Genomic DNA, 20,935 nt, shown 5'->3' with positions numbered 1-20,935 from the left:
AGCCGCTTCGGGCCCTCCGGTCCGGCGCCAGGACTTGACGACGGAGTAATACTGGACATGGGTCGACTTACCTTCCCTTCAACTGGTGGGTATTGATCCGCCGCCGCCCACTGGTGCTTCTTCGCGGGATTGCCAGGGGCGGCGGAAGCTTTTTCAGCGCCGTTCGCTCTCCGCGGCCTCCGAGGGCGGGGCGGCGGTCACAGCCTCCGGCGAGCGCTGGACCTCTTCGTCCCCAGCCCAGGTTTCCCTGAGGCTTGGCCTCGTGGGGTAGTGCGTGATGATCGGCGCCACGGCACGCAGGTCGCCCAGACGGTCCAGGTCCGCTTTGCTGACCCAGGTGATGAAGTGCCCCGCGGGCTCGGAGGGGCGGTCGGGGCTCGACGCTGCGGCGGACTGCTGCTGGACGCTTACCGAGTGGGTGGGGGACGGATATCCCGGCAAGGGTGGCCCTTCCCCCACCGCATGGGGCGGGAGGTTGCGACGGCTTGTTCGGGCGGCCGCTCTCCGCTCTTCCGTGCGAGCCCAGCTGTCCGCCGCGAACGCGCGTGCTTCCAGCGTGCGGACCCGATCCTCCAGCTGGTCGAGACGTTCGGAGGAGGAATCCTGTCCGCTCTCGCCAGCAGGCTGGTTCTCTTCAGAAGGCTTCGCGGCGCAGTGCGGACAGGTCCCGACGGCCTGCGGACCGGGATAGGCCGGATACGTTTTTACCTGGACGACGGTGTGACGTCCGACGTCGACCCCAGAGACGTCGCCATCAGCCTGCGAGGCAAAGGCGTGGGCCATCTTGTTCAGGCGCGGGAACCAGTACTGGCTGTCGCTGTCGCCGCTGCTGACGACGGCGCCCGACGCGGCAGCGGTGGCGTTACTCAGGGCTGCAATGTGCTCTTGCAAGTGGATGATTCTGTCGGCGTTCTGCCACTGGTTGGCCAACTCCGTCCATGCGGCGCCGAACAAGGCCTCAATCTCCGGGCCTTGCCCCTGCTCAATGGCTTCCGTCATCCAGTCTCCGGTGCGCTGACCGAAGCGCTTCTGGGCAGCGGACTTAGTGACACCGTCGAGTACGGTGCCGATCGCCTCCCAAGAGGTGCCCTTCATGCGCTCGGCGATGACCGCGCGTTCGACGAGGAGCTGTGCCTGGTCCAGCAGCCGCTTGGCCTGGCTCACGAGATGCCCGGGTGCCGCGTCGTACGCCGCCTTGTCGGGAGAGCCGAATCCTGGGCTCGTGCTGGAAGTTGACATGCTTAAAGGGTCTCCCTGAGGTCGACGTTCTGTCAACTTCGCGGCGGTACCTCGTAGAAGTCGACTCGCCGACCTGGGGGAAGTGTTACCGGGCGCAAGGCGTGAGCCGGACGATCCAGCGAACGAACCTTCTGTGTATTCGGTTTGATCGGCGATCAGATGACGCCCGAGGCGAGCCTGCCGTGACGGCCCTCCCTGAAGTGTGGCGCCGACGTGAGCGGCAAGCGGGTGGCCGCGATGCAGTGAGGCCCGCCAGTCGGAACTGAAGGGCCTCGCCGCAGTCCAGGGTCAGCCGAACGTCAGCCCGGCCTCCCTGGCGCCGCGCCTCGTCGCCGCCAAGGCTGCGGCAGCGCCGACCGCTGTAGCGACGGCGCTCACGTGGTCCGGCGGGAGGACTGAAGCGGCTACTACCACCACCACGCCTACGAGGACGGACCTGAGACGGGGCTTGCGGTGGAGGGGGTGGCGAGGGCCATCATGGTTGGAGGGCGTTAGCACTGTTGTCGTCCTATCTGCCGCGAGAGCGGCGGTCCGGTCGCCAGGCGTCCTCACGATGCTTGCGAGGCAGAGGCGCCTGGTGACCGCCAAATTCATGGTTCAAGTCTCGCCGCGCTCTTGCCGCCCTACGAGGGGGTCGGGACAATACGCCGACAAACCGCGCTTTATGCGAGACAACAGGTGTAGACCAGATGCCGCGTCGCTCAACGCCCCTCGACCCCCAAGACGGCCCGCAGGCTCGATTCGCTCTTGCTCTCCGCCGGTTACGGGACGAGGCCGGCTTCGATGCCAAGACGGTCGAGGCCATTGCGGCCGAAAACCACATCCCGAAGTCGACGCTGTACGCCGCAATGAGGGGCACGCGCATTCCGACGGTCCCGGTGCTTGCTGCCCTCGTGCGCGCGTGGGGTGGCGACGAAAGAGAGTGGCTCGCGCGCCGCAGCGCGACAGAGGACGAGGTTGAACGGCACCGCTTGGCCAAACAGGTCGAGGCGTTGGAGCTTCCCGTGTGCGACGGCCCGGATGACGACGTTCGTTCGCGGCCGTTCACCTTTGAGGGCAAGGGGCCCACGTTTGGGGGCAATCTGTTCGGTGGAGACCAGGGCGTCCACGGTTACCAACGGGCGCTATGGCTGGGGGATCCGCAGGAGATTCCTGCGGGAAATCCCACGCCCGTGGTCGCGCTCGACGATCCGCGGGGTTATGTCCTGAGGCCTGAGCCGTACGCATCGCAGCTGCGTCACCTGTTGCACGATGATGACCGGGTGGAGCGGTGGAGGAATCTGCGGGAGCGTGCTGGAGCGCCGAGCCTGCGGATGATCTCCAGTGAGACAGGATTGCCGCAAGGCACCGTGGGGCGGGTCCTCAAGGGGGACTCGGAGAACCAGCGTTGGGTGGGCCTGATCCTCAAAGCCCTCCTCGAACTGGAGGACCGAGTCCATGGTCGGCCTCACAGGGAGTGGTTCCCGCTTGCGGGCTACTGAGAACAGCGATGAACCTGCCTGCCAGGGCATAGGGCTAATATCGGCACAGACGACCGCTGGTTTTGGGCCGGGTCTCCAAGATCGAACTTTTGGAGACCAGCCCCATGGAAGAGTTCTCGCTTCCCGAGGACATCACCGCCCTCAACGACGAAGAGCTGGACGCCCTTCTCGACGGCGCGGTCAAGGCGTTCGACTCGAAGTCGCGCAGCAGCACCGTCACCACCGACGACCTGACCCAGCTCCGCGAGCTGGCGACCGGCGTCGAGGCCATCCGCGCCGAGAAGGCAGAGCGGATCGAGGCCGCGCAGAAGGCCGCCGAGGAGATCGAGGCGCTCGCCGCCACCGTGCGCGGCGACGACCCCGAGCAGGCCGCCACCACCGTCGAGCCGACCGAGCCCGCCGCCGTCGAGCCGGCCGCCGAGACCGAGCCCGCCAAGGAGACCGTCACCGCGGCCGCCACGGTCAAGCAGCGCCCCCTGGACCTGTCGAGGGTGCGCGCCCACCAGCCCCGCGTACTGCCCGCGGACCCGAACCCGCGCCCGGAGATCACCGCCTCCGTCGACGTCCCCGGCTACCAGCCGGGCCAGGCCCTCGACATGGCCGGCGTCACCGAGGGCATCATCCGCCGCGCCAACGCCCTGAAGACGGCAGGCGGCGGCGTCGGCCTCACCGCCTCCTACCGGCTGCCGTTCCCCGAGCAGCTCATCGTCAACGACAGCTCCTCGGGCACTGAGGGCACCCGCGCGGTCGTCCTCGCCGGTGACCAGTCCCGCCTCAACGGAGGTGACCTCGTCGCCAGCGGCGGCTGGTGCGCCCCCTCGGAGACGGTGTACGAGCTGACCGGCATGTCCTGCCCGGAGATGCTGTGGGACCTGCCCGAGATCCAGCTCGCCCGCGGCGGACTCAGGTACTTCCCCATGCCGTCGCTCGACGTCGCCGCCATGACGTTCGTGCACACCGAGGCCGACGACATTGCCGGTACCGCGAAGCCCTGCTTCCGGATCCCCTGCCCGGACCCGGTCGAGGTCCGCTGTGACGCCATCGGCGCCTGCCTGGAGTCCGGCATCCTGACGCAGCGCCATTTCCCGGAGCTGGTTGCGTACTACCAGTCCCTCGCGATGGTCGCGCACGAGATCCGCATCCGGCAGGAGCTGTTCACCGCGGCCGTGGCGGCGTCGACCGCCGTCACGATCGCGGCAACGTTCGGCGCGTTCTCGGCGATCTTCGCCGCTGTCGCCCTCCAGGCGGCGGACATGACGGAGAAGCTGTCGCTCTGCCAGAACATCAGCATCGAGGTCGTCTTCCCGTGGTGGGCGAAGAATCTGTTCCTCGCGGATATCGCCCGCCAGAACGGCGTCTCGGTCAGCGACATCAGCACCCGGGACATCATCGGCGCCTTCGCCGAGCTGGGCATCTCCATCCAGTGGGCGCGTGGCCTCAACCCGTCCGTGCCCGACGAGATCGGCGGCCCGACCGCGGCCACCGACTGGCCGGCCAGCATTCCGTTCCTGATCTACCCGGCGGGCACGTTCGAGGCCGGACGCGGCGGCGAGATCAGCCTCGGGGTAATTCACGATTCAACAAAATTCAGTGTGAATGACTACACAGCGTTGTTCACCGAGGAATGCAGTGCGCTGATCACCCGCAACAGCGAGGCCCGCGTCGTCACCGTGCCGGTCTGCCCCGACGGCCGCACCGGCGAGCAGCTCGGCGTCACCTGCCCGATCGCCTGACCCTCACCCCGACGCACAGCGGGCCCGCACCGAAGGCGTGGGCCCGCCGACCCCACCCGGAGGTGAGGCAATGAATGCTGCTCTACTGCACGTGCGCCCATGTGCGGCGGTGAACGACGGCTCGGATCGTCTGAGGCTTCACGCCGAACTCGGTAGCCAACTCCCCGACATTGCCGTCGAACTGGTTGGTGCCGCCGACGTACCGGCGCCGAATGTCACGGACCTTGGCGGCGTCGAGCCGGGAGCGGCCGTTGCTCTCACCCCGCGCTCCTCGGCCCTTCGCTTCCCGGTCCTGGGTGTTTTCAGCGGAAGTGCCCTCCCGCAGGTGAGTGGGCTCGACGCACGGAGGGTTGTCGCAGGTGTGGCATGCCTGAGTCCGGGGACGCATCGGGCGACCCAGCGTGCAGGCAACCACCACGCGCGTCACGAGCGTGCCCGGTTTACCGGCAACGCTCGTGACGGGGTATCCGTGCGGTCCCTCCGAAAAGGTTCCGATGCCGTTGCGGCAGCCGGTCATGGGGTCGGGGGCGATCTGCATCACCAACTCCATGATGTCGGCGGGACTACGGTTGTACCGGTAGCGGCGGCCAGTTGGGTCAGCTCCACCGTTGCGAAGGCTCCAGTCCCGGCACAGTGCACACCATCCGCGACTCGCGGCTGGCGCTTCGCACCATTCGGTCTTGCACGTGCTGCCCTTGTTCGATTCGTGGAACGGGCGGGCTGCGGGGTCGTTGCCGCGTTGTGTGCGCTGGTAACAGCGGTTGCACAGGCCGCTCACGTGCACCGACCGGCCGCACTCCGGGGTTGCGCAGTGGGTCTTGCTCGGGTCGTTCCTGCGGTGCCACTCGTAGCAGTAGCGGATGTGCTTGCCCGCCTTGAGGCGGTTGTCGGGCTCTGCGGGTTTCGCGCAGACGAGGCAGGTAGCCTCGGTCATGGCCGTACTCCTCTGATTCAGGGGTTCGGTCGGGGTCGGCGGTGTTCGCTGCACCGTCGGCCCTCTCACCTGGTACAACGTCTGTCGTCGGCGTGTCGGTTGCTCCCCGTGGGGGTGAATTGACGTGGCGGCAGGTATGCGGCGCCGCGTCGAGGCGATCTCCGGGCGGCCGCTCCCGTACGGGATCCTCGGCGGCTGTACCGACGTCATCGACGTCACCGACGAACACGAGCTGCTGGGCGTCGAGTGGTTGGCACTGGGCTGCTGCCCGGTCGGCGTGTGGACCGACCCCTGCGTGGGCGCCGACGAGAGTCCCGGCGCCCCCGCGCAGAAGGAGTTCTGCCGTCCGGTCGCCGAGCACGCCGATCCGATCACCGTCTACGCGGGCGCCGAGTGCTCGGCCATGGGCTGGAGCTACCCGGAAGCCCGCGCGCACGCCGAGGAGTCCCTCGAACTCGGCGAGCAGGAAGCCGTCGAGCTCGGCTTCTGGACGAACTTCCTCACCGCGAACGCCCAGGACCTCACCCCGGCCGCCGGACCGGTGTCCATCGCGCAGGGCGTCGCCGCCCTGGAGGGCTGCCTGGCCGAGCAGTACGGCGGCGTCGGTGTCCTCCACGTCCCGGCCGGGGCCGCGGCGCTCCTCGGCTGCTGCAACCTCGTCCACCGCGAGCCCGGCGGCAACCCGACCACGCTGGCCGGGAACTGCGTCGTAATCGGCGCCGGATACAGCACCGCGAACACCGGGCCCGGCGGCATCCCCGCCGACGAGGGCACCGCCTGGCTGTACATCACCGGCCCTGTGGTCGTCCGGCGCGGCCCGGCCGTGACCATCCCGGACCGGCCCGGCCCGTCGGTGAACATCCGCACCAACGACAGACGAGTCCTGGTCGAGCGGACCTACGTGGTCGCGACCACCTGCGCCGTCTGCGCGATCAACGTCTCGACGTGTTCCTCATGACCGGCGCCGTCCACGATCACGATGGGGGCTTCGCCCGTGAGTAGAGCGCACATCACCGTTCAGCCGGCCCGGGACCTGCGGACCGCCTTCGCCCGCTGGGCGGTCGCCCAGAAGCCGAAGGTGCGCACCGTGTCGACGCACGACTTCGCCGTCCCGCACGCCCTGTTCACCGGCCTGCCGGAGCATCTCCTGATCGGCGCGGTCGTCGACGGCCACGCCTACGTCAGCCCCGACGACGAGCCCGAGCCGACCGAGCCGGCCGACGGGCCCGAGCTCCTCGGCGTGGACCAGCCGTTCAGGAACGGGGGGATCCCCGGCGCGCCGCTGCCCGAGGTGCCTGCCGAGGCGTACCCGCCCGACGCGGTCCCCCTCGAGGTCCACCCCGCCGAGGCCAGCGACGAAAGCGACGCAAGCCCGGAAGACGGCCAGCCCACGTGCTCCGACTGCGACCGCCTCTTCAAGAGCGACCGCGCCCTCGCCGCCCACCGCCGTCAGGCCCACCCGGAGGACTGACCCATGCCGGTCTCGCCCGTCCCGTGCGCTCCAGGCGGCGACAGCACACCAGGGAGCTGTGCCTGCGCGCCGTCGATTGCGTCCACGCCGCTGTGCCGTGCGGACGGGACGACCGTCCTCGTCGTCATCCGCTCCGAATGCGTGGACTGCGGCGATCCGGCCGCCGACCCGGCCGTCATCGGCTGGATCGACCCCGTCACCGGCGCGTACACGGCGGGCGCGGTCCCGGCCGACGCCGGACCGTGCACCCTGGGCTGTTCCTGCTCACCCTCCATCGCCACAGCGACCCTGTGCCTGGCGGACGGCACGAGCATTCTCGTCGTCGTCCGCTCCGACTGCGCCGACTGCGACACCCCCGCCCCCGATCCGGTGATGGTCGGCTGGATCGCGGCGGCCACCGGCGTGTTCACGCCCGGAGCGCCGCCGGCCGACGCGGGCCCGTGCACGCAGGACTGCATCGACACGGTGTGCCGCCAGCGCTGCGACGACACCGACGGCGACGGCCAGGCCGACGCGACGTACAGCGAGCTGTGGTGCATTCACGCCGACGGCAGCGCCGAACTGGTCCTCACCTACCAGGACGACCCGTCCGTGCCGTACACGCCCGTGGCGCCCGTGGACTGCACGTACGGCTGCCCCGAGTCCGAGACGGTGATGCTGTGCGACGACGCCGGATCGTTCCTTCGGAGGTACTCGTTCCTCAACGGCAGCGCGACCTACGAGGACGTCGATCTCGACGGGCAGACCCCGCACGTCGTCATCGGCACCGTCGGCGCCTGCGCTAGTGGAGCAGACGCCCCCGCCTGCTGCTCCCCGTCGATCGCGTCGACGCCGCTGTGCCGCACCGACGGCAGCACCGTGCTCCTGGTCGTCCGGTCCGGCTGCATCGAGTGCGGAGAAGCACCTGAAGACCCGGCGGTCGTCGGCTGGATCGACGCCGTCACCGGGACGTACACCGCCGGGCAGGCCCCGGCCGACGCAGGACCGTGCGCGTCCGGCTGCATGGACACCGTGTGCCGCCGGCGCTGCGACGACACCGACGGCGACGGCCAGGCCGACGCCACGTACAGTGAGCTGTGGTGCATCCGCGCCGACGGCAGCGCCGACCTGGTCCTCACCTATCAGGACGACCCGTCGGCCCCGTACAGGCCCGTCTCGCCCGTCGACTGCGAGTACGCCGCTGAAGCGTCCGAGGTCCTGACGCTCTGCGACGACTCAGGTCCCTTCCTGCGCCGCTACTCGTGGCTCGGCAACACCGCGGCGTACGAAGACGTCGACCTCGACGGTCAGACCCCGCATGTCGTCACCGGCACCGTCGGCCTCTGCCCGGCCAGCCCGGACTGCGAGGCGCCCACCACCCCGGCCGCGACGCTCGGCCTGTGCCTGGCCGACGGCACCCCGATCGCCGTCCTGGTCACCCGGGACTGTGAGGGCACCGTCACGCAGGACGGCTGGCTCAACCTCGTCACCGGCACCTGGTCCGTCGGTGATCCGCCTACCGGGACGATGGCGTGCGGCAACCCGCGCAGCATCAGCACGACAGGCACCTTCTGTGACGTCGACCCGGTCAGCAGCAGCGTCCTCGGCCTGGTCCTGATCGAGTACACCTACGGCGCGGACGGCGCTGTCGAGGCAGTCCGCCTGGTCGACGCCGTCACCGGCAGCACGTACACCCCGCAGGGCGAGGTGACGACCTGCCCGGTCGGCGTCGAGCAGCCGGAACGCGACCTGGTGCAGCTCTGCGACACCGCAGCTGGCGGCACGGTCACCCAGTTCGTGCGCGACTACGCCCGCAACGAGAACGGGCAGATCACCGGCCACAGCGACTACCTGTTGGACGGCGTCCCGTACACCCCGACCGGCACCGTGGGCCGCTGCACCGACCAGTGCCGGGACTGCCAGACGGTCGTCCTGTGCGACACCGTGGCCATCCCGCCGGCCACCATCTCCGGGGCCGGTTCCTCCGGGACGCTGTCCAACGTCGTCACCTGGGCGTCCACCGGCCCGAACGCGTTCCCGGCGAGCAGGCAGAGCGGCGGCGCGTCCTGGTGGGACGTGGCCCTCTTCCCCAACCCGGCCGTGCCGCTCACGAGGTGGACGTTCGGCCAGCCGGTGAACGTGGACTTCAGCGTCGTCATGACCTGGTCGACCGGCACCGCGGCTGGAGAGAACCAGGTCCAGCTCCCCGTAGGCGCGGTCCCGCTGAGCCTGCCGTCCGGCTACAGCTACAACCAGGCCACGGGCATCCTGCGCGTGGACTCCACCGTCACCAACGCCGGATGCACCCTCAGCGCCCCCACCCGCGCGGCCAGCGCCAGGTTCCGCGTCACCGGGGTGACCACGTTCACGGCCCAGTACCTGGGCGGCCGGAACATCAGCGTGGAGTGCCGCCGGTTCGGCACCTGGGAGTTCGGCGCCCTGGACGTCTCCTTGGGCGGCCCGTTCCTGCGCACCGTGTGCCGGGACTGCTCGGGCGCTGTCATTTCCAAGACGGACACGCTCCTGGACGGGGTCACGCCGTACACCCCCACCGGCCTGGTCGGCGTCTGCCAGCCCTCGGCGGAGGATCCGGAGCCGGTAGAGCCGGACACCGAGGTCGTCGCCCTGTGCGACGTCGCGGCGAACGGCACCGGCACCGCGTTCCTGCGCCGCCTCACCTTCCCGGCCGGGGGCGGTACTCCCACCGTCACGGACACCGCGCTGGACGGGATCACTCCGTACACGGCGACCGGCACGGTGGGTCGCTGCCCCACCGACGTGCCCGGCCCGGTACGCGTCAGCCCGGACACGTTCCACGGCGAGCAGGTCCTGTGTGATGACGCCGGGCCGTTCATCCGAAAGTTCGTCCAGAACGGCGCGGGCGCGGTCACCGCGGTGGTGAACCTGACCCTGGCCGGAGTGCCGTACACCCCGGTTGGGGCGGTCGGCGTCTGCCAGCGCGACGGCCGGGACGTCGAGCTGACGCCCATGTGCGTGGTCGACAACGCGACCGGCAACGTGCTCCAGCAGGTCTTGGCCGAGGTCATCTACGACACCGTCACCGGGGACCGGCTCGGCGTCCGGTACGTGGACCCCGTCACCTGGGGGCCGGTTGCACTGCCCGGCGGCTCCCACCTGGACGTGTGCCCCGACGCTCCGCCTGCTGAGCCGTGCCGCAACAGCATGAGCCTGCTCCTATGCGACCTGCCGCAGGACGGCGCACCGGACCCCACGGTCACGGACACCAACCCGACCCCGCACGAGACGATCCCCGGATCCGATGCGCTCCCGGGCGGCGCGGCCGCGCTGTGGGCGGGCGGCACGCTCACGATCCCGCCGGACACCAGCCAGGCGTCAGACGGCACGGCGCAGCGCACCCGCACGTTCGCCGCCGTCGTCCAGGCCCCGCGGCCCGGCTGCGACACCGGCACCGCCACGGTCACCGCGTCCATCCAGGTGCGGCGCAACGGGCCCAACCCGGGCTGTGGCGGGACCGGGTTCTTCCAGCTCCACGTCGGGCCGGCCATCATCCAGTCCCAGGGCGTCGCGCCGACGAACGTCCCGGTGGGCACCGTCCAGACGCTCACCGTCACCGGGGAGGTCCCGGCCGCCGACCTGGCCGCGGGCAACGTCGTGCTGCTCGGCACGCTGGAGACCTACCACCGGTCGCCGTCCTCCTGCCCTGGCGGCAGCAACCCGGACGGCGCCCGCATCGGCGGATGGACCGTCGACGAGTTCACCGCCAGCGTGGTCTACGACCAGACCGGCTGCGACACCCAGTTCATCCGTAGCCTGACCGTGGACTGCGAGACCGGCGCCGTCACCGCCGTCACGGACACCACCCTGGACGGCGACCCGTACACCGTCACCGGAGACCCGGCACAGTGCACGGCAGCCGGCGGCGGCACCTGCTGTCCGCAGGAGCCGTGCCCGGCGCAGACCGTCATCGAGCAGTGCCGCTGTGACGACACGGACGGGGACGGCCTCCCGGACGTCGGCTATGTGGAGCTGCTCGCCGTCGACTGCCAGGGCACCTTGACCAGCCTTGGCACTTACACCGACGGCTTCACTGCCCCGTATACGCCCGTCGCACCGGTGGACTGCAACGCCCTCGATCCGGAGGAGGGCGCCGACCCGGCGGTCGGCGTGCAGGCCCGCCGCGTGGAGCTCGCGGCCGGTGCTTCCTGGGACGCCACGGCGTACCCGACCCTCCAGTCGGTGACGGCGGTCGCCCACGGCGGCACCGGCACCGTCACCACCTCCGACGGGCCCAGCTCCCTGCACACCGGAGAGGCGGCCACCTGGAGCGTCGCCCGGGACGTGGACGCGGCCCTGACCGGCCCTCTCACCATCACCGCCGACAGCGGCACGGTGACCGTGACCTGGACGCAGGGGGTGACCCTGTGACGCTATTCCGCGCCGGAGGTAGCAGCCACCCAGGTCTTGCGCCTGCCGTTCGCAACATCGGAGATCAGCGACGGAACGACGCCGAACTCCTCGGCGAGTGCCAGACGGTTCCCAGGGTGCCACCCGTTGCCACGCACGAACCGGCGGCGGATGTCCGCGACCTGCTCGTCCGTCAGGATGGCGCGCGCTGCTCGAAGTCCGCGAGGTGGCACGCGTCGGCCCGCTGCATCCATGTCGGCCATGTTCCGGGTCTGGTCACCGAGGTAGAGGTGACGGATGTTGATGCAGCCTTCGTCCCCGCGGTGGCATCGGTGGAGAACCCAGTCGTCGCCCGGGTCGCCGTTGGCGATGATCCATACCGCGCGGGAGGCGAACATGCCCTTCTCGTTGAAGTTCACACTGGGGCGGCCAGTCCAGCCGTTGAGCATGACGCAGTCGTCGGTGGTTGCGCTGGCTGCGGCGTGAAGCTTCGCAAGCATCGCGCCGTTCCGCTTGTGCCGTGCGCGCCCGTTCGGGTCGGCGCCGGCGTTCGTCCTCGACCACTCGTAGCAGGCGTGGCACAGCCTTCGGGCCTTCACCTTCACGGAGCGTGGGCACCAGCCGCCGTCGCTGAACACCACACGGCACGTAGCCTTTTCCATGCCGGACCTCTCACCAGGTTCGGCCATGCCCCCGGACGGTTGCCGCCGTCGCGGGGGTCTCGTATGCCCCAATTCTACCGACGTCTGTGCTCTGACCAGGCGGAAAAGCCCTCACTGCAACGGCAGTACGCCCCTACCTCCCCCAAGCAAGGAGACCGACTGTGAGTGGATGCTGCGGGCAGGGACCCGTCATCGTCTCCGGGGCGGCGGCCACGCCCCGCGTTGACGTGGAAACCGTCCTGCTGTGCGACGTCCTACCGGACGGCACGGTCGCCGGCGTTGCCCTCGTCGAGCCGATCTACGACACCAGCACCGGTGCCCGCGTCAGCACGCGCACCGTGAACCCGACGACCGGCGCACCGTACGTGCCGACCGGCACGCTCCAGCCGTGCGTGACAGGTTCTGCCGCCTCGGACTGCGAGGCGCTGACCACCCCGACCGCCACGGTGGGTGTGTGCCTCGCGGACGGGACGCCCATCGCCGTGACTGTAGTCCGGGACTGCGCAGGCGTCGTCACCAGCGAGGGGTGGATCAACCTCACCACGGGCGCGTGGTCGGCAGGTGCCCCGCCAGCCGGGACTATGGCGTGCGGAGACGCACGCACGATCAGCGTTTCAGGGACGTTCTGCGACGTGGACGCGGCCGGGGACGTCGTCGGCCTGGTCCTCGTTGAGTACACCTACGACGACACCGGCGCCATCGCCTCCGTCCGCCTCGTGGACGCAGTCACCGGCGGCATCTACACGCCGACCGGCACCGTCACCGCCTGCCCGGCCGGGGTGGAGCAGCCGGAGCGCGACCTCCTCCAGCTCTGCGACACCGCCGCAGACGGCACTGTGACCCCCTTCGTCCGGGACTTCGCCCGCGACGAGACCGGCGCGATCGTCGGGCACACGGACTACACGCTCGCCGGCGCCGCGTACGCGCCGACTGGCGCGGTCGGGGTGTGCTCCGAGCCGTGCACCACCGAGGCGACGCTCCTGCTCTGTGACTCGACTGCCGTCGACCTCGGGCCGCTGCTCACCCTCACCGAGACCGACCCGACGCCGCTGTTCCAGCCCAACCCGCCGGACGGCAACGTGAAGCGGGTCAACCTGGCCCCGGGACAGTCGTTTTTTGACGGCGGCACCGTCACGTTCGCCCCACCGCCTGGCGGCGAGGGTACCGGCACCGCGGGTACGCACCGCTACATCGCGGCCAGCATCGGCGCCGACGCCGTGGCCTGCCCGCCCTGCGGACCCGCCGGAGACGTCACGATCACCGTCACCGGTCGCGCCTGCAATCAGGGCCCGGTCTCTGGTGTCCTGACGTGCGGTCGGTGGCGGATCGTCGACTCCAGCACCGTCCCGGCAACCACCCTGGCGAACCAGACGCTCAGCAACGTCGGCGCGTCCGGCGTCTTCCCGTCCTGCCGCGACCTCTCCGTCACCGCGACCGTCCCCTACGACAAGCTCCTGTCCGGCGACCTTGCCGTGTCGCTCGACCTGGAAACCCACGACGAGAACACGAACGAAAAGACCTGGACCGCCGACAGCTTCGGCGTGACGGCCGTCCTCGCCCCGGCCGCCGGATGCGGTGAGCAGTTCCTTCGCACGATCCGCACCGCGTGTGACACCGGAGTAGCGCTGTCCATCACGGACACCGACCTCGCTGGAGCCCCGTACACCCCGAGCGGTGACGTCGCCCAGTGCCAGCCGCACGCGAGCAGTTGCAGCAGCGGCGACACCTGCCAGGACTGCGAGCAGCTCGTCCTGTGCGACACCGTGGGCACGGCGACGACCTCATTCCTGCGCACCCTGTGCCGGGACTGCACCGGCGCCGTCATCAGCGTCACGGACACCGCCCTGGACGGCACCTCCACGTACCAGGTGGCGGGCACGGTCGGCCGCTGCTGCGACACGGAGGTCCTGGCCGAGTGCACCTACAGCCTCCCGGACACCTCCACCGGGTGGAACTTCGCTGACCCGGCCTATCCCGGCTGCTGGCTCCCGACGGCCTTGAACCCCTCGTACACGTACGGGGACCGGGTCTCGTCGTGGGCGGCCAACTACCGGGCGGATGCCGGTAGCGCGTCGGTCGTCCTGTTCTCCAGCCCGGACCTCGGCGGCCCGATCAACTTCGCCGCGTTCACCCCGGCCCTGCCGGCCAGCCCGGCCAACTCCTCCCCGACGTACGTCGGTACCGCCGTCATCGCTGGCGTCACGGTCACCCTGACCGCGACGGGCGGCGACGGTCTCGGCCGCTGGTCCGCGAACAGTAACGGCCTCTACCTCAACGGCACCGACGCGTTCCGTCTCGACTTCTCCGAGCCGGTGCGCCTGGCCATCACCACCAGCGCGTTCGGTGACCCGCTCACGGTTCACGAGCGGTTCTGTGGCGTCACGGCCAGCACGGTGCCGTGGCAGGCGGTCAGGCTCGCGGACTGCAACGGCAACGTCTCTGTCGTGGACCCGGACACCCGGCTCCCGATCCCGGCAACCGCCACGCTGGACTGCACCCCCAGTGCCTCGTGCGGGGACGTCGAGATCGTCCCGCTCTGTGACCTGGTGGCCGCACCGGCGACGCCCATCGCGGTCCCGGCCAACTCGTTCACCCTGACGGGGAATGTCCAGGTCTTCGGTGACCAGCTCCAGTTCTCCCGCAACAACCTCCCTGCGAACGGGGTGGCAACCCGCTCCGTAACCGGTCTGATCAGCGGCGCGGCCAGCACGCTGCTGTTCGATGCCGGGTGGGGTGGGGGCGGCAATCCGCCGGCCACCAACAATGCGATCTACCGGGTGGACGTCCTTGACGGGGCGACCGTCCTTGCGACCAGCACCGTCAACCTGTCCAACGGCAGTGGCTCGGCCGGGGCGGTGGTCGCCCAGCCACCCCTGGCGTTCACGGCTCCTCCGAGCGGCACCGTCACTGTGCGGTTCACCGACCTCAGCACCGGCGGCGCCCTGAACCGTGACCTGGTCATCCGCCCCCTCACAGTGGAGACGGAGGGCGTCGAGGTCACCGCGATCCCGTTCCTGCGGGCGTACGCCTATGACTGTGCCGGGCTGCTCCTGACCACCACGGACACGGAACTGGACGGCAGCACCGCGTACACGCCCCAGGGCGAGGTCGGTGTCTGCTCCGGGTCGAGCACGGGGACGACGGCGGACACGAACGTCAAGCAGCTCCTGGAAAGGTGCGGCTGTGACGACACCACTGGGGACGGTATCGGTGACGTCATGTACACCGAGCTGTGGGCCATCGACCCGAGCGGCACGGACACCCCCGCGCTGCTCGGCGCCTACCTGGACGGCGACCCGTCCCAGCCGTACACGCCGGTGGCCCCGGTGGAGTGCACCGTGGAGGACGCTTCCACGGACACGAACGTCAAGCAGCTCCTGGAGCGGTGCGGCTGTGACGACACCACCGGGGACGGCATCGGTGACGTCATGTACACCGAGCTGTGGGCCATCGACCCGAGCGGCACGGACGCCCCCGCGCTGCTCGGCGCCTACCTGGACGGCGACCCGTCCCAGCCGTACACGCCGGTCGCCCCGGTGGAGTGCACGATCGAGGACTCCGACACCACGCCGTCGCCGCTGAACACGGGCGTGCGGTCCGTGACCGACACCGCGGCGCAGAACCTCGCCACGGCGTTCCCCGGCCTCCAGAGCGTCACCCTGACCGTCCTTGCGGGCACCGTCAACGCGACCACGACCAACGGCGCTGCCGTGCCGATCCCGGCCGGGGTCACGATGACGTGGTCCGTCGCCCAGGACGCCGACTCGGCGCTCGCGACGGCCGCTTTCGCCGGCGCCTCGGCCGCCGCCCAGTACCTCCTGAACTTCACCTACCGCTGACCGCCCCGGGCCGCCGCCCACCCCGGGCGGCGGCCTCTCCCCTCCCCATTCATGAGGAGACACACCGCCATGAGCGACGAGCCCGCCACCCCGCCCCAGAACGTCCACTACTTCACGAAGCCAGGCCACAGCGCCCAGGTGGTCTACAACCTGCGCGACGCCACGCCTTACCTCGACCTCGGATACACCGAGGTCGACGAGGCCGCCTACCAGGCGACCCTGCCCGCCCCCGAGGCCCTGCTGACTGTGGATGGTGACTGATGGCCGGTAAGTGCTGCGGCGGCGGAACGCTCGTCGTCCGTTCCGCCTCGTCCGGAGGGTCGGCCACCGTCGACCCCGCCGCCTGCAATGCCCTGACGGAGAGCGCCGCCGGCCTCCTCGTCCCGTCCGTCGCCGTCGCGGGTGTCGCGCCCGGCGGCGCCGTCTCCACGGAGCGGTCCGTGGACGTGGACGTGACCGCACCGGCGGCCGGAGCCTGCCCGGCCACCTGGCAGGTCGGGGCCCGGCTGACGCCGGTCTTCGGGGAGTCGCTGCTGCCCGCGTTCGTGGACCTGGTGGCTACGGTGAGCGGTGCATGGGTCGACAGCGGCCTCACCGCCGTGCTGCCGGAGGCGGGCATCTATGACGTCTCGGCCACCCTCCACACGGTGATCTCGACCAACCCGTCCAGCGGCTCGTACAACATCGCCATCGTGGGCCGCCTGTGGAACGTCACCGGCGGCAACGTCGTCGGCGGCAGCCAGTACACGATCCAGCAGAACTCGGACAACAACCCCACGAGCTTCCAGGCCGACTCGGACATGGGGACCTTCCACCGGTTCGTCACCGCCGCCGGGCCCACAACGCTGCGCCTGGAGGTCATGCGACTGGACGGCAGCGGCACCCCGGTCTCCACCACCGGCCTCCAGACCGCGAACACCCGCCTCGGCCTCCAGAAGATCAGCGACTGATGACCGGTACGGACGCCTCGCTGCGGCCCCAGGCCACCCCGTTCGTGGAGGACTACGTCACCACCACGGACCTGCTGCCCCTGGCCGACAACACGTACGGCCCGGTGGCAGGCTCCGCCCTGGTGCTCCCGGCCGCAGGGCTGTGGGTGGTGAACATGGTCGTGCGAGGCGTCCTGTCGTTCACGGGGATCGCGGGCACGTTCGTCGTCGCCCGCCTCTTCAACGTCACTGCGGGCGCCGTCGTCGCCAGCACCGAGACGTTCGTGACACAGGTCCGGCAGAACGTTGCGGGGGCGGGCCAGACGACCGGCGACAACGACACGAGCACCATGACCAAGTACCTGCGTGTGGCGGGCGCGACCATCCTGCGGATGGAGGCCAAAACGGTGTTCCAGCTCGGCACGCAGCCGACGCAGGCGAGCATCGTGTCCGACGCCAGCGGCCGCTCTGGCCTCTTCGCTCACCGGGTGGGTGACTGATGACCGGCACCAGCGCCAGCGTGCGCCTCGCCGAGCACGGGATCGCCGTGCTCACCGCGACCCTCGACCTCCAGCCGACCGCGTCCGGATCCTGGAACGACAGCACCCTTCAGATCATGCTGCCCGCTGCGGGCACCTACCAGCTCGACGCCGCGGTGCGCTCGGCGATCTCCGGTACCTCGCCGGTCAACGCGTACGTCGTGGCCCGTCTCTTCGACGTCACCGTGGGCGCGGCCGTGCCGAACTCGGAAGTGCTCATCAACCAGGTGGGATCCACCACGGCGACGGCCGTCCAGACCGGCCACAACCACACCTCACCGATCCTCGCCGAGTACACGGTGACGGCGCCCACCGTCATCCGCCTGCAAGGGCGCCGCGTCAACGCCGTCGGCGCCTTGACGACGGCCTCGCTCAACGCCAGCGCGGACGGCCGCACCACCCTCCGGTACCGGCGCATCGCCTGACCTCTGACCCCTCCATGGAGGCTCCACATGTCCGGAACCAGCGGCAGCGTCTCGGCAGCGGCGGCGGCCGACGCCGAGTACGAGATCCTTTGCGACACTCAGCCCGACGGCAGCTCTACGCCGTTCCTGCGGCACTACACGACCACCGGCACCGGCGCGCCTGCCGTGTCGGACACCACCCTCGATGGGACCACCGCGTACGCGCCGACCGGCACCGTCGTACGGTGCGGCGCCACCCCGAACCCGCAGATCGACAGCAAGGCCCAGCGGCAGACTGGCGCGGGCAACTTCACGATCACCGCGGGCGCCCGCTCGATCACCCTCATGGTGTTCGCGGGCGCGCCGACCGTAGCCATCGGCGGTGACCCAGCCGTCGCCTTCCCGGCCGGCTCCTCCGGCACCTGGTCTGTGGACCAGGGCGGGAAGAACGGCGAGAAGCTGGCGGACGCGTTCGTGTTCACGGGAGCCGCCGGCGGCGACTTCCTGGTGCTGTCCACCCGCGAGATTTGACGGAGACCGGTAGCTGATGGCGACCAGAGGCGACTACACGCCGATCTCCGGCCGCGTGGAGCGCGCGACCGGCGTGACTGACGCGTCCGGCAACGTCACCTTCAACTGGCCCGCAGGGACGTTCTCCGTCGCGCCGGTCGTAACGGTCGCGCTCCAGGGAGCGGCCGGATTCCGGTCACACGTCAGCACCGCGAACAGCGCGACGGCGACGACGATCAACGTCCTCGGTGCGCCCGTTGTGAGCCTCCTCGGCATTCAGATCCTCGCGGCTTCCATCCCGGCTTCCGGGGTCACCGTCCACGTCCACGCCACTGCCCCATGACGGCCGAACCGTGCTTGAAGTGGGGCCAGCAGCGTTTCGCAACATCGGATGGCGGGCGCTGCTGGCTCCTACTATGTGGCGGGGCCACGCCCTCCCGCAGCGGCCCACTGCGGAAGCCGAGGACGAGACCCCTTCGGTGGTGTGATCCCTGGCTGTTGCCTCAGCTGGGGATCACGCTGTTTCGCCTACGGCTTTTTCTCCCAGAGGTAGGCGATCACGAGGAAAACCTCGCAAGTCGCCGCCACCCTGTTTGAGGAGAGCTGCGGCCGCAGACTCTCTTGCCACCGATCCCTAAGCCACGTGAGTGCCTTCAAGATCGGCCCCTTCCCGGCCCGAAGACCCTGGATACGAAGCGCAGATGCGCTCCGCAGAAGCACCGGATCGTGCCTCTGCGCATCAAGCGCGGTCACGGTGCGTTCAGGCGGACACGTGCGTAGCGTCCTGTTCGGCACCACTTAACAGTCATCAGCCGTGCGGTTGGGGCTGAGGGGGCAAATCCGCGAAAGAGATTCTCCGGTGCCGTGACGGTCCCGCAGCTCACGAAAAGAGGATTATTCGGGTGCTGTGAGGTGAACCGACCACCACCCACCACTCGTCGGCTCGGCATCGTCGAAGTTCTTGGCGAGGTCGTTCACCATCCGGCCGATCTCGGCTTCGGCTGAGCTCCTCGGCGGCCTCTCCCGATGGTGCTTCGTCGCGTCCCAGTACTCCAGGTAAACGAGATTCGGAGAGATGGCGCGGAGCTGCTCGGGCAACTCAGAGACGGGGCAGGTGCTTGTCTGTACCGAATCAACCTTGACAGTCAACGAGTCAACTATGCACAGATACAGTCAAGATGGCCTGTTGTGGAGTGTGCCGACGTGCGTGGCTACTTCCTTGCGGGGACGCCATCGCGAATCGCCCGGGCGCGGTGGTGCTCGGTGGCGTATCAGAACTCGCGGCACGACGCGGCTTCGAGAGATCTCGCGGAGCTGGCTGGGCAATCCCGGGGGTCCGTAAGATTGAGGGAACGCTGCTGGTTGTGGGCCGGGCGGACTCCTTCCACCAGGAGCCTCCCCATGGCCAATTGCTGCGGCGCACAGCGCTGCACCTGCCGCGTCGTCGCCGGGACCGGGACCACCGTCACCGGGAACGGCTCTCCGGCCTCCCCCTACACGATCAGCGCCGACTCCGTACCGACCGCGCTCGCCGTCCAGGACTCGCCGACCGTCGACCTCGGTCTCACCGGCACGGGCGCGGCCGGTGACCCGTACACCGTCACCGCGGACGTCGCCCTCGATCCGGCCCCGCCCGGCGGCGGAACGAACCTGCTCCAGACGAACGCTGACGGCCTGTTTGTCGAGTGCGCCGACGTCTGGGGGTGTCTGTCTGCCGGGGACGGGATCGCCTACGACACGGCCACGGGGGAGATTGCCGCCCAGGTGTCTACGGACGCCGGGAACGCGACCTCGGTCGGGGCCGACGGCGGTCTGTTCACGCCCGTGGCGGCGACCGTCCTGGAGGCCGTCGACACGCCGAGCGTCGATGTCACGATCACCGGCACGGGCACGGCCGGGGATCCCTATCAGGTAGGCGCGGCGGCCGTTCTGGACCCGGCTCCGCCCGGGGGCGGAGCGAACCTGCTCCAGGAGTCGACCGACGGTCTGTTCGTCGAGTGCGCGGATGTCCGGGGTTGTCTGTCAGCCGGGGACGGCGTGGCCTACGACCCGGTCACCGGGGAGATCACAGCGAGCCTGTCGGCCGATGCCGGGAACACCGTCGCCATCGGCAGCGACGGCGGCCTCTACGCGCCGCCGAGCGCCGGGGGAGGTACGACGGTCGTCGAGGGGGGAGACACCCCCACAGCGTCCGACACCGTCAGCGGGACGGGAACGGCCGGGGACCCGTACGTCGTGACGACGGACGTCATCCTCGACCCGACCCCGCCCGGCGGCGGAACCAACCTGGTCCAGGCGGGTCCTGACGGCCTGTACGTCGAGTGCGCGGACGTCCGGGGCTGCCTGACGGCCGGGGACGGCATCACGTATGACGCGGCCACCGGCGAGATCTCCGCCCGCCCGAGCGGTGACGTCGGGAACGCGGTGAGCATCGGTACGGACGGTGGTCTGTACGCGCCGGCCGGGGGTGCCTCGGCGCCCACCGTTGTGGAGGCCACCGACACCCCCACGGTGAACACCACCGTGACTGGCACCGGTACGGCTGCGGACCCGTACGAGGTGAGCGCCGCGGTGGTGCTGGACGCCACCCCGCCCGGCGGTGGCAGCAACCTGGTCCACGCGGGCGCTGACGGTGTGTACGTGGAGTGCGCGGACGTGCGCGGCTGCATCTCTGCCGGGGACGGCCTGGCGTGGGACCCAGTCAGCGGCGAGATGAGCGCCAGGCCCTCGGCGGACGTCGGGAACGCGGTGAGCATCGGTACGGACGGTGGTCTGTACGCGCCGGCCGGGGGTGCCTCGGCGCCCACCGTTGTGGAGGCCACCGACACC

Annotated in this window: 16 protein-coding genes and 1 pseudogene; 13 read left to right on the top strand and 4 right to left on the bottom strand. The window is 70.1% G+C overall.

The window, feature by feature from the left end; translation table 11 throughout:
* Positions 1–153: 153 nt before the first annotated feature.
* The gene (locus ACZ7OY_RS29300; protein WP_471914164.1) at positions 154–1,239 is read right to left on the bottom strand and encodes a hypothetical protein; all 1,086 of its coding nucleotides are present in this window, start codon (positions 1,237–1,239) and stop codon (positions 154–156) included.
* A gap of 689 nt (positions 1,240–1,928) precedes the next feature.
* Between ACZ7OY_RS29300 and ACZ7OY_RS29295 the strand changes: the two genes are divergently transcribed.
* Both ACZ7OY_RS29295 and ACZ7OY_RS29290 read left to right on the top strand, forming a co-directional pair.
* Positions 1,929–2,720: a helix-turn-helix domain-containing protein gene (locus tag ACZ7OY_RS29295; RefSeq protein WP_471914163.1), complete on the top strand. Its 792-nt coding sequence runs from the start codon at positions 1,929–1,931 to the stop codon at positions 2,718–2,720.
* Between the two features lie 104 nt (positions 2,721–2,824).
* Positions 2,825–4,453, top strand: coding sequence for a major capsid protein (locus ACZ7OY_RS29290; protein ID WP_471914162.1), 1,629 nt, complete (start codon positions 2,825–2,827; stop codon positions 4,451–4,453).
* 82 nt (positions 4,454–4,535) lie between these two features.
* Here the strand turns inward: ACZ7OY_RS29290 and ACZ7OY_RS29285 are convergent, their stop codons facing one another.
* Complete coding sequence (locus ACZ7OY_RS29285; RefSeq protein WP_471914161.1) at positions 4,536–5,387, bottom strand: hypothetical protein; 852 nt, start codon at positions 5,385–5,387, stop codon at positions 4,536–4,538.
* 124 nt (positions 5,388–5,511) lie between these two features.
* On the opposite strand from ACZ7OY_RS29285, the gene ACZ7OY_RS29280 reads away from it, so the two are divergent.
* Genes ACZ7OY_RS29280 through ACZ7OY_RS29270 form a run of 3 tightly spaced genes read left to right on the top strand, consistent with a single transcriptional unit; the run spans position 5,512 to position 11,244 of the window.
* Entirely contained in the window at positions 5,512–6,345 is an 834-nt protein-coding gene (locus tag ACZ7OY_RS29280; RefSeq protein WP_471914160.1) for a cupin, read from the top strand.
* A gap of 36 nt (positions 6,346–6,381) precedes the next feature.
* Positions 6,382–6,858 (top strand): hypothetical protein, encoded by a 477-nt coding sequence (locus tag ACZ7OY_RS29275; RefSeq protein WP_471914159.1) that lies wholly within the window; start codon positions 6,382–6,384, stop codon positions 6,856–6,858.
* A gap of 3 nt (positions 6,859–6,861) precedes the next feature.
* A complete protein-coding gene (locus ACZ7OY_RS29270; RefSeq protein ID WP_471914158.1) occupies positions 6,862–11,244 on the top strand; it encodes a hypothetical protein in 4,383 nt (1,460 codons plus the stop codon).
* Positions 11,245–11,246: 2 nt separating this feature from the next.
* On the opposite strand, the gene ACZ7OY_RS29265 is transcribed toward ACZ7OY_RS29270, so the two are convergent.
* A complete protein-coding gene (locus ACZ7OY_RS29265; protein WP_471914157.1) occupies positions 11,247–11,912 on the bottom strand; it encodes a hypothetical protein in 666 nt (221 codons plus the stop codon).
* 134 nt (positions 11,913–12,046) lie between these two features.
* Here ACZ7OY_RS29265 and ACZ7OY_RS29260 point away from each other — a divergent pair, with 134 nt between their 5' ends.
* From ACZ7OY_RS29260 to ACZ7OY_RS29230, 7 genes are all read left to right on the top strand, one after another.
* Entirely contained in the window at positions 12,047–15,724 is a 3,678-nt protein-coding gene (locus tag ACZ7OY_RS29260) for a hypothetical protein (RefSeq protein ID WP_471914156.1), read from the top strand.
* 69 nt (positions 15,725–15,793) lie between these two features.
* A complete protein-coding gene (locus tag ACZ7OY_RS29255) occupies positions 15,794–15,985 on the top strand; it encodes a hypothetical protein (RefSeq protein ID WP_471914155.1) in 192 nt (63 codons plus the stop codon).
* On the top strand, positions 15,985–16,674 hold the full coding sequence (locus ACZ7OY_RS29250) for a hypothetical protein (RefSeq protein ID WP_471914154.1): 690 nt from the start codon (positions 15,985–15,987) through the stop codon (positions 16,672–16,674). Before ACZ7OY_RS29255 ends, ACZ7OY_RS29250 begins: the two co-directional genes overlap by 1 nt.
* Positions 16,674–17,153, top strand: coding sequence for a hypothetical protein (locus ACZ7OY_RS29245; protein ID WP_471914153.1), 480 nt, complete (start codon positions 16,674–16,676; stop codon positions 17,151–17,153). The genes ACZ7OY_RS29250 and ACZ7OY_RS29245 overlap by 1 nt, the downstream gene beginning before the upstream one ends.
* A complete protein-coding gene (locus ACZ7OY_RS29240; protein WP_471914152.1) occupies positions 17,153–17,617 on the top strand; it encodes a hypothetical protein in 465 nt (154 codons plus the stop codon). Before ACZ7OY_RS29245 ends, ACZ7OY_RS29240 begins: the two co-directional genes overlap by 1 nt.
* A gap of 27 nt (positions 17,618–17,644) precedes the next feature.
* Complete coding sequence (locus tag ACZ7OY_RS29235) at positions 17,645–18,127, top strand: hypothetical protein (RefSeq protein ID WP_471914151.1); 483 nt, start codon at positions 17,645–17,647, stop codon at positions 18,125–18,127.
* Positions 18,128–18,143: 16 nt separating this feature from the next.
* A complete protein-coding gene (locus tag ACZ7OY_RS29230) occupies positions 18,144–18,449 on the top strand; it encodes a hypothetical protein (RefSeq protein WP_471914150.1) in 306 nt (101 codons plus the stop codon).
* Positions 18,450–19,000: 551 nt separating this feature from the next.
* On the opposite strand, the gene ACZ7OY_RS29225 is transcribed toward ACZ7OY_RS29230, so the two are convergent.
* The gene (locus tag ACZ7OY_RS29225; protein ID WP_471914149.1) at positions 19,001–19,255 is read right to left on the bottom strand and encodes a DUF6082 family protein; all 255 of its coding nucleotides are present in this window, start codon (positions 19,253–19,255) and stop codon (positions 19,001–19,003) included.
* A gap of 252 nt (positions 19,256–19,507) precedes the next feature.
* On the opposite strand from ACZ7OY_RS29225, the pseudogene ACZ7OY_RS29220 reads away from it, so the two are divergent.
* Positions 19,508–20,935: pseudogene (locus ACZ7OY_RS29220) on the top strand (hypothetical protein); the annotation flags it as partial.

The sequence above is a fragment of the Streptomyces sp. NPDC107559 genome, from assembly GCF_055657365.1.
This window is presented reverse-complemented; position numbering and strand designations above follow the sequence as displayed.

Bases quoted from the DNA above. Each gene is read 5' to 3' on its own strand.
- ACZ7OY_RS29285 (WP_471914161.1), bottom strand. From the start codon at position 5,387: ATGACCGAGGCTACCTGCCTCGTCTGCGCGAAACCCGCAGAGCCCGAC.
- ACZ7OY_RS29265 (WP_471914157.1), bottom strand. From the start codon at position 11,912: ATGGCCGAACCTGGTGAGAGGTCCGGCATGGAAAAGGCTACGTGCCGT.
- ACZ7OY_RS29295 (WP_471914163.1), top strand. From the start codon at position 1,929: ATGCCGCGTCGCTCAACGCCCCTCGACCCCCAAGACGGCCCGCAGGCT.
- ACZ7OY_RS29300 (WP_471914164.1), bottom strand. From the start codon at position 1,239: ATGTCAACTTCCAGCACGAGCCCAGGATTCGGCTCTCCCGACAAGGCG.
- ACZ7OY_RS29290 (WP_471914162.1), top strand. From the start codon at position 2,825: ATGGAAGAGTTCTCGCTTCCCGAGGACATCACCGCCCTCAACGACGAA.
- ACZ7OY_RS29255 (WP_471914155.1), top strand. From the start codon at position 15,794: ATGAGCGACGAGCCCGCCACCCCGCCCCAGAACGTCCACTACTTCACG.
- ACZ7OY_RS29235 (WP_471914151.1), top strand. From the start codon at position 17,645: ATGTCCGGAACCAGCGGCAGCGTCTCGGCAGCGGCGGCGGCCGACGCC.
- ACZ7OY_RS29245 (WP_471914153.1), top strand. From the start codon at position 16,674: ATGACCGGTACGGACGCCTCGCTGCGGCCCCAGGCCACCCCGTTCGTG.
- ACZ7OY_RS29240 (WP_471914152.1), top strand. From the start codon at position 17,153: ATGACCGGCACCAGCGCCAGCGTGCGCCTCGCCGAGCACGGGATCGCC.
- ACZ7OY_RS29270 (WP_471914158.1), top strand. From the start codon at position 6,862: ATGCCGGTCTCGCCCGTCCCGTGCGCTCCAGGCGGCGACAGCACACCA.
- ACZ7OY_RS29230 (WP_471914150.1), top strand. From the start codon at position 18,144: ATGGCGACCAGAGGCGACTACACGCCGATCTCCGGCCGCGTGGAGCGC.
- ACZ7OY_RS29250 (WP_471914154.1), top strand. From the start codon at position 15,985: ATGGCCGGTAAGTGCTGCGGCGGCGGAACGCTCGTCGTCCGTTCCGCC.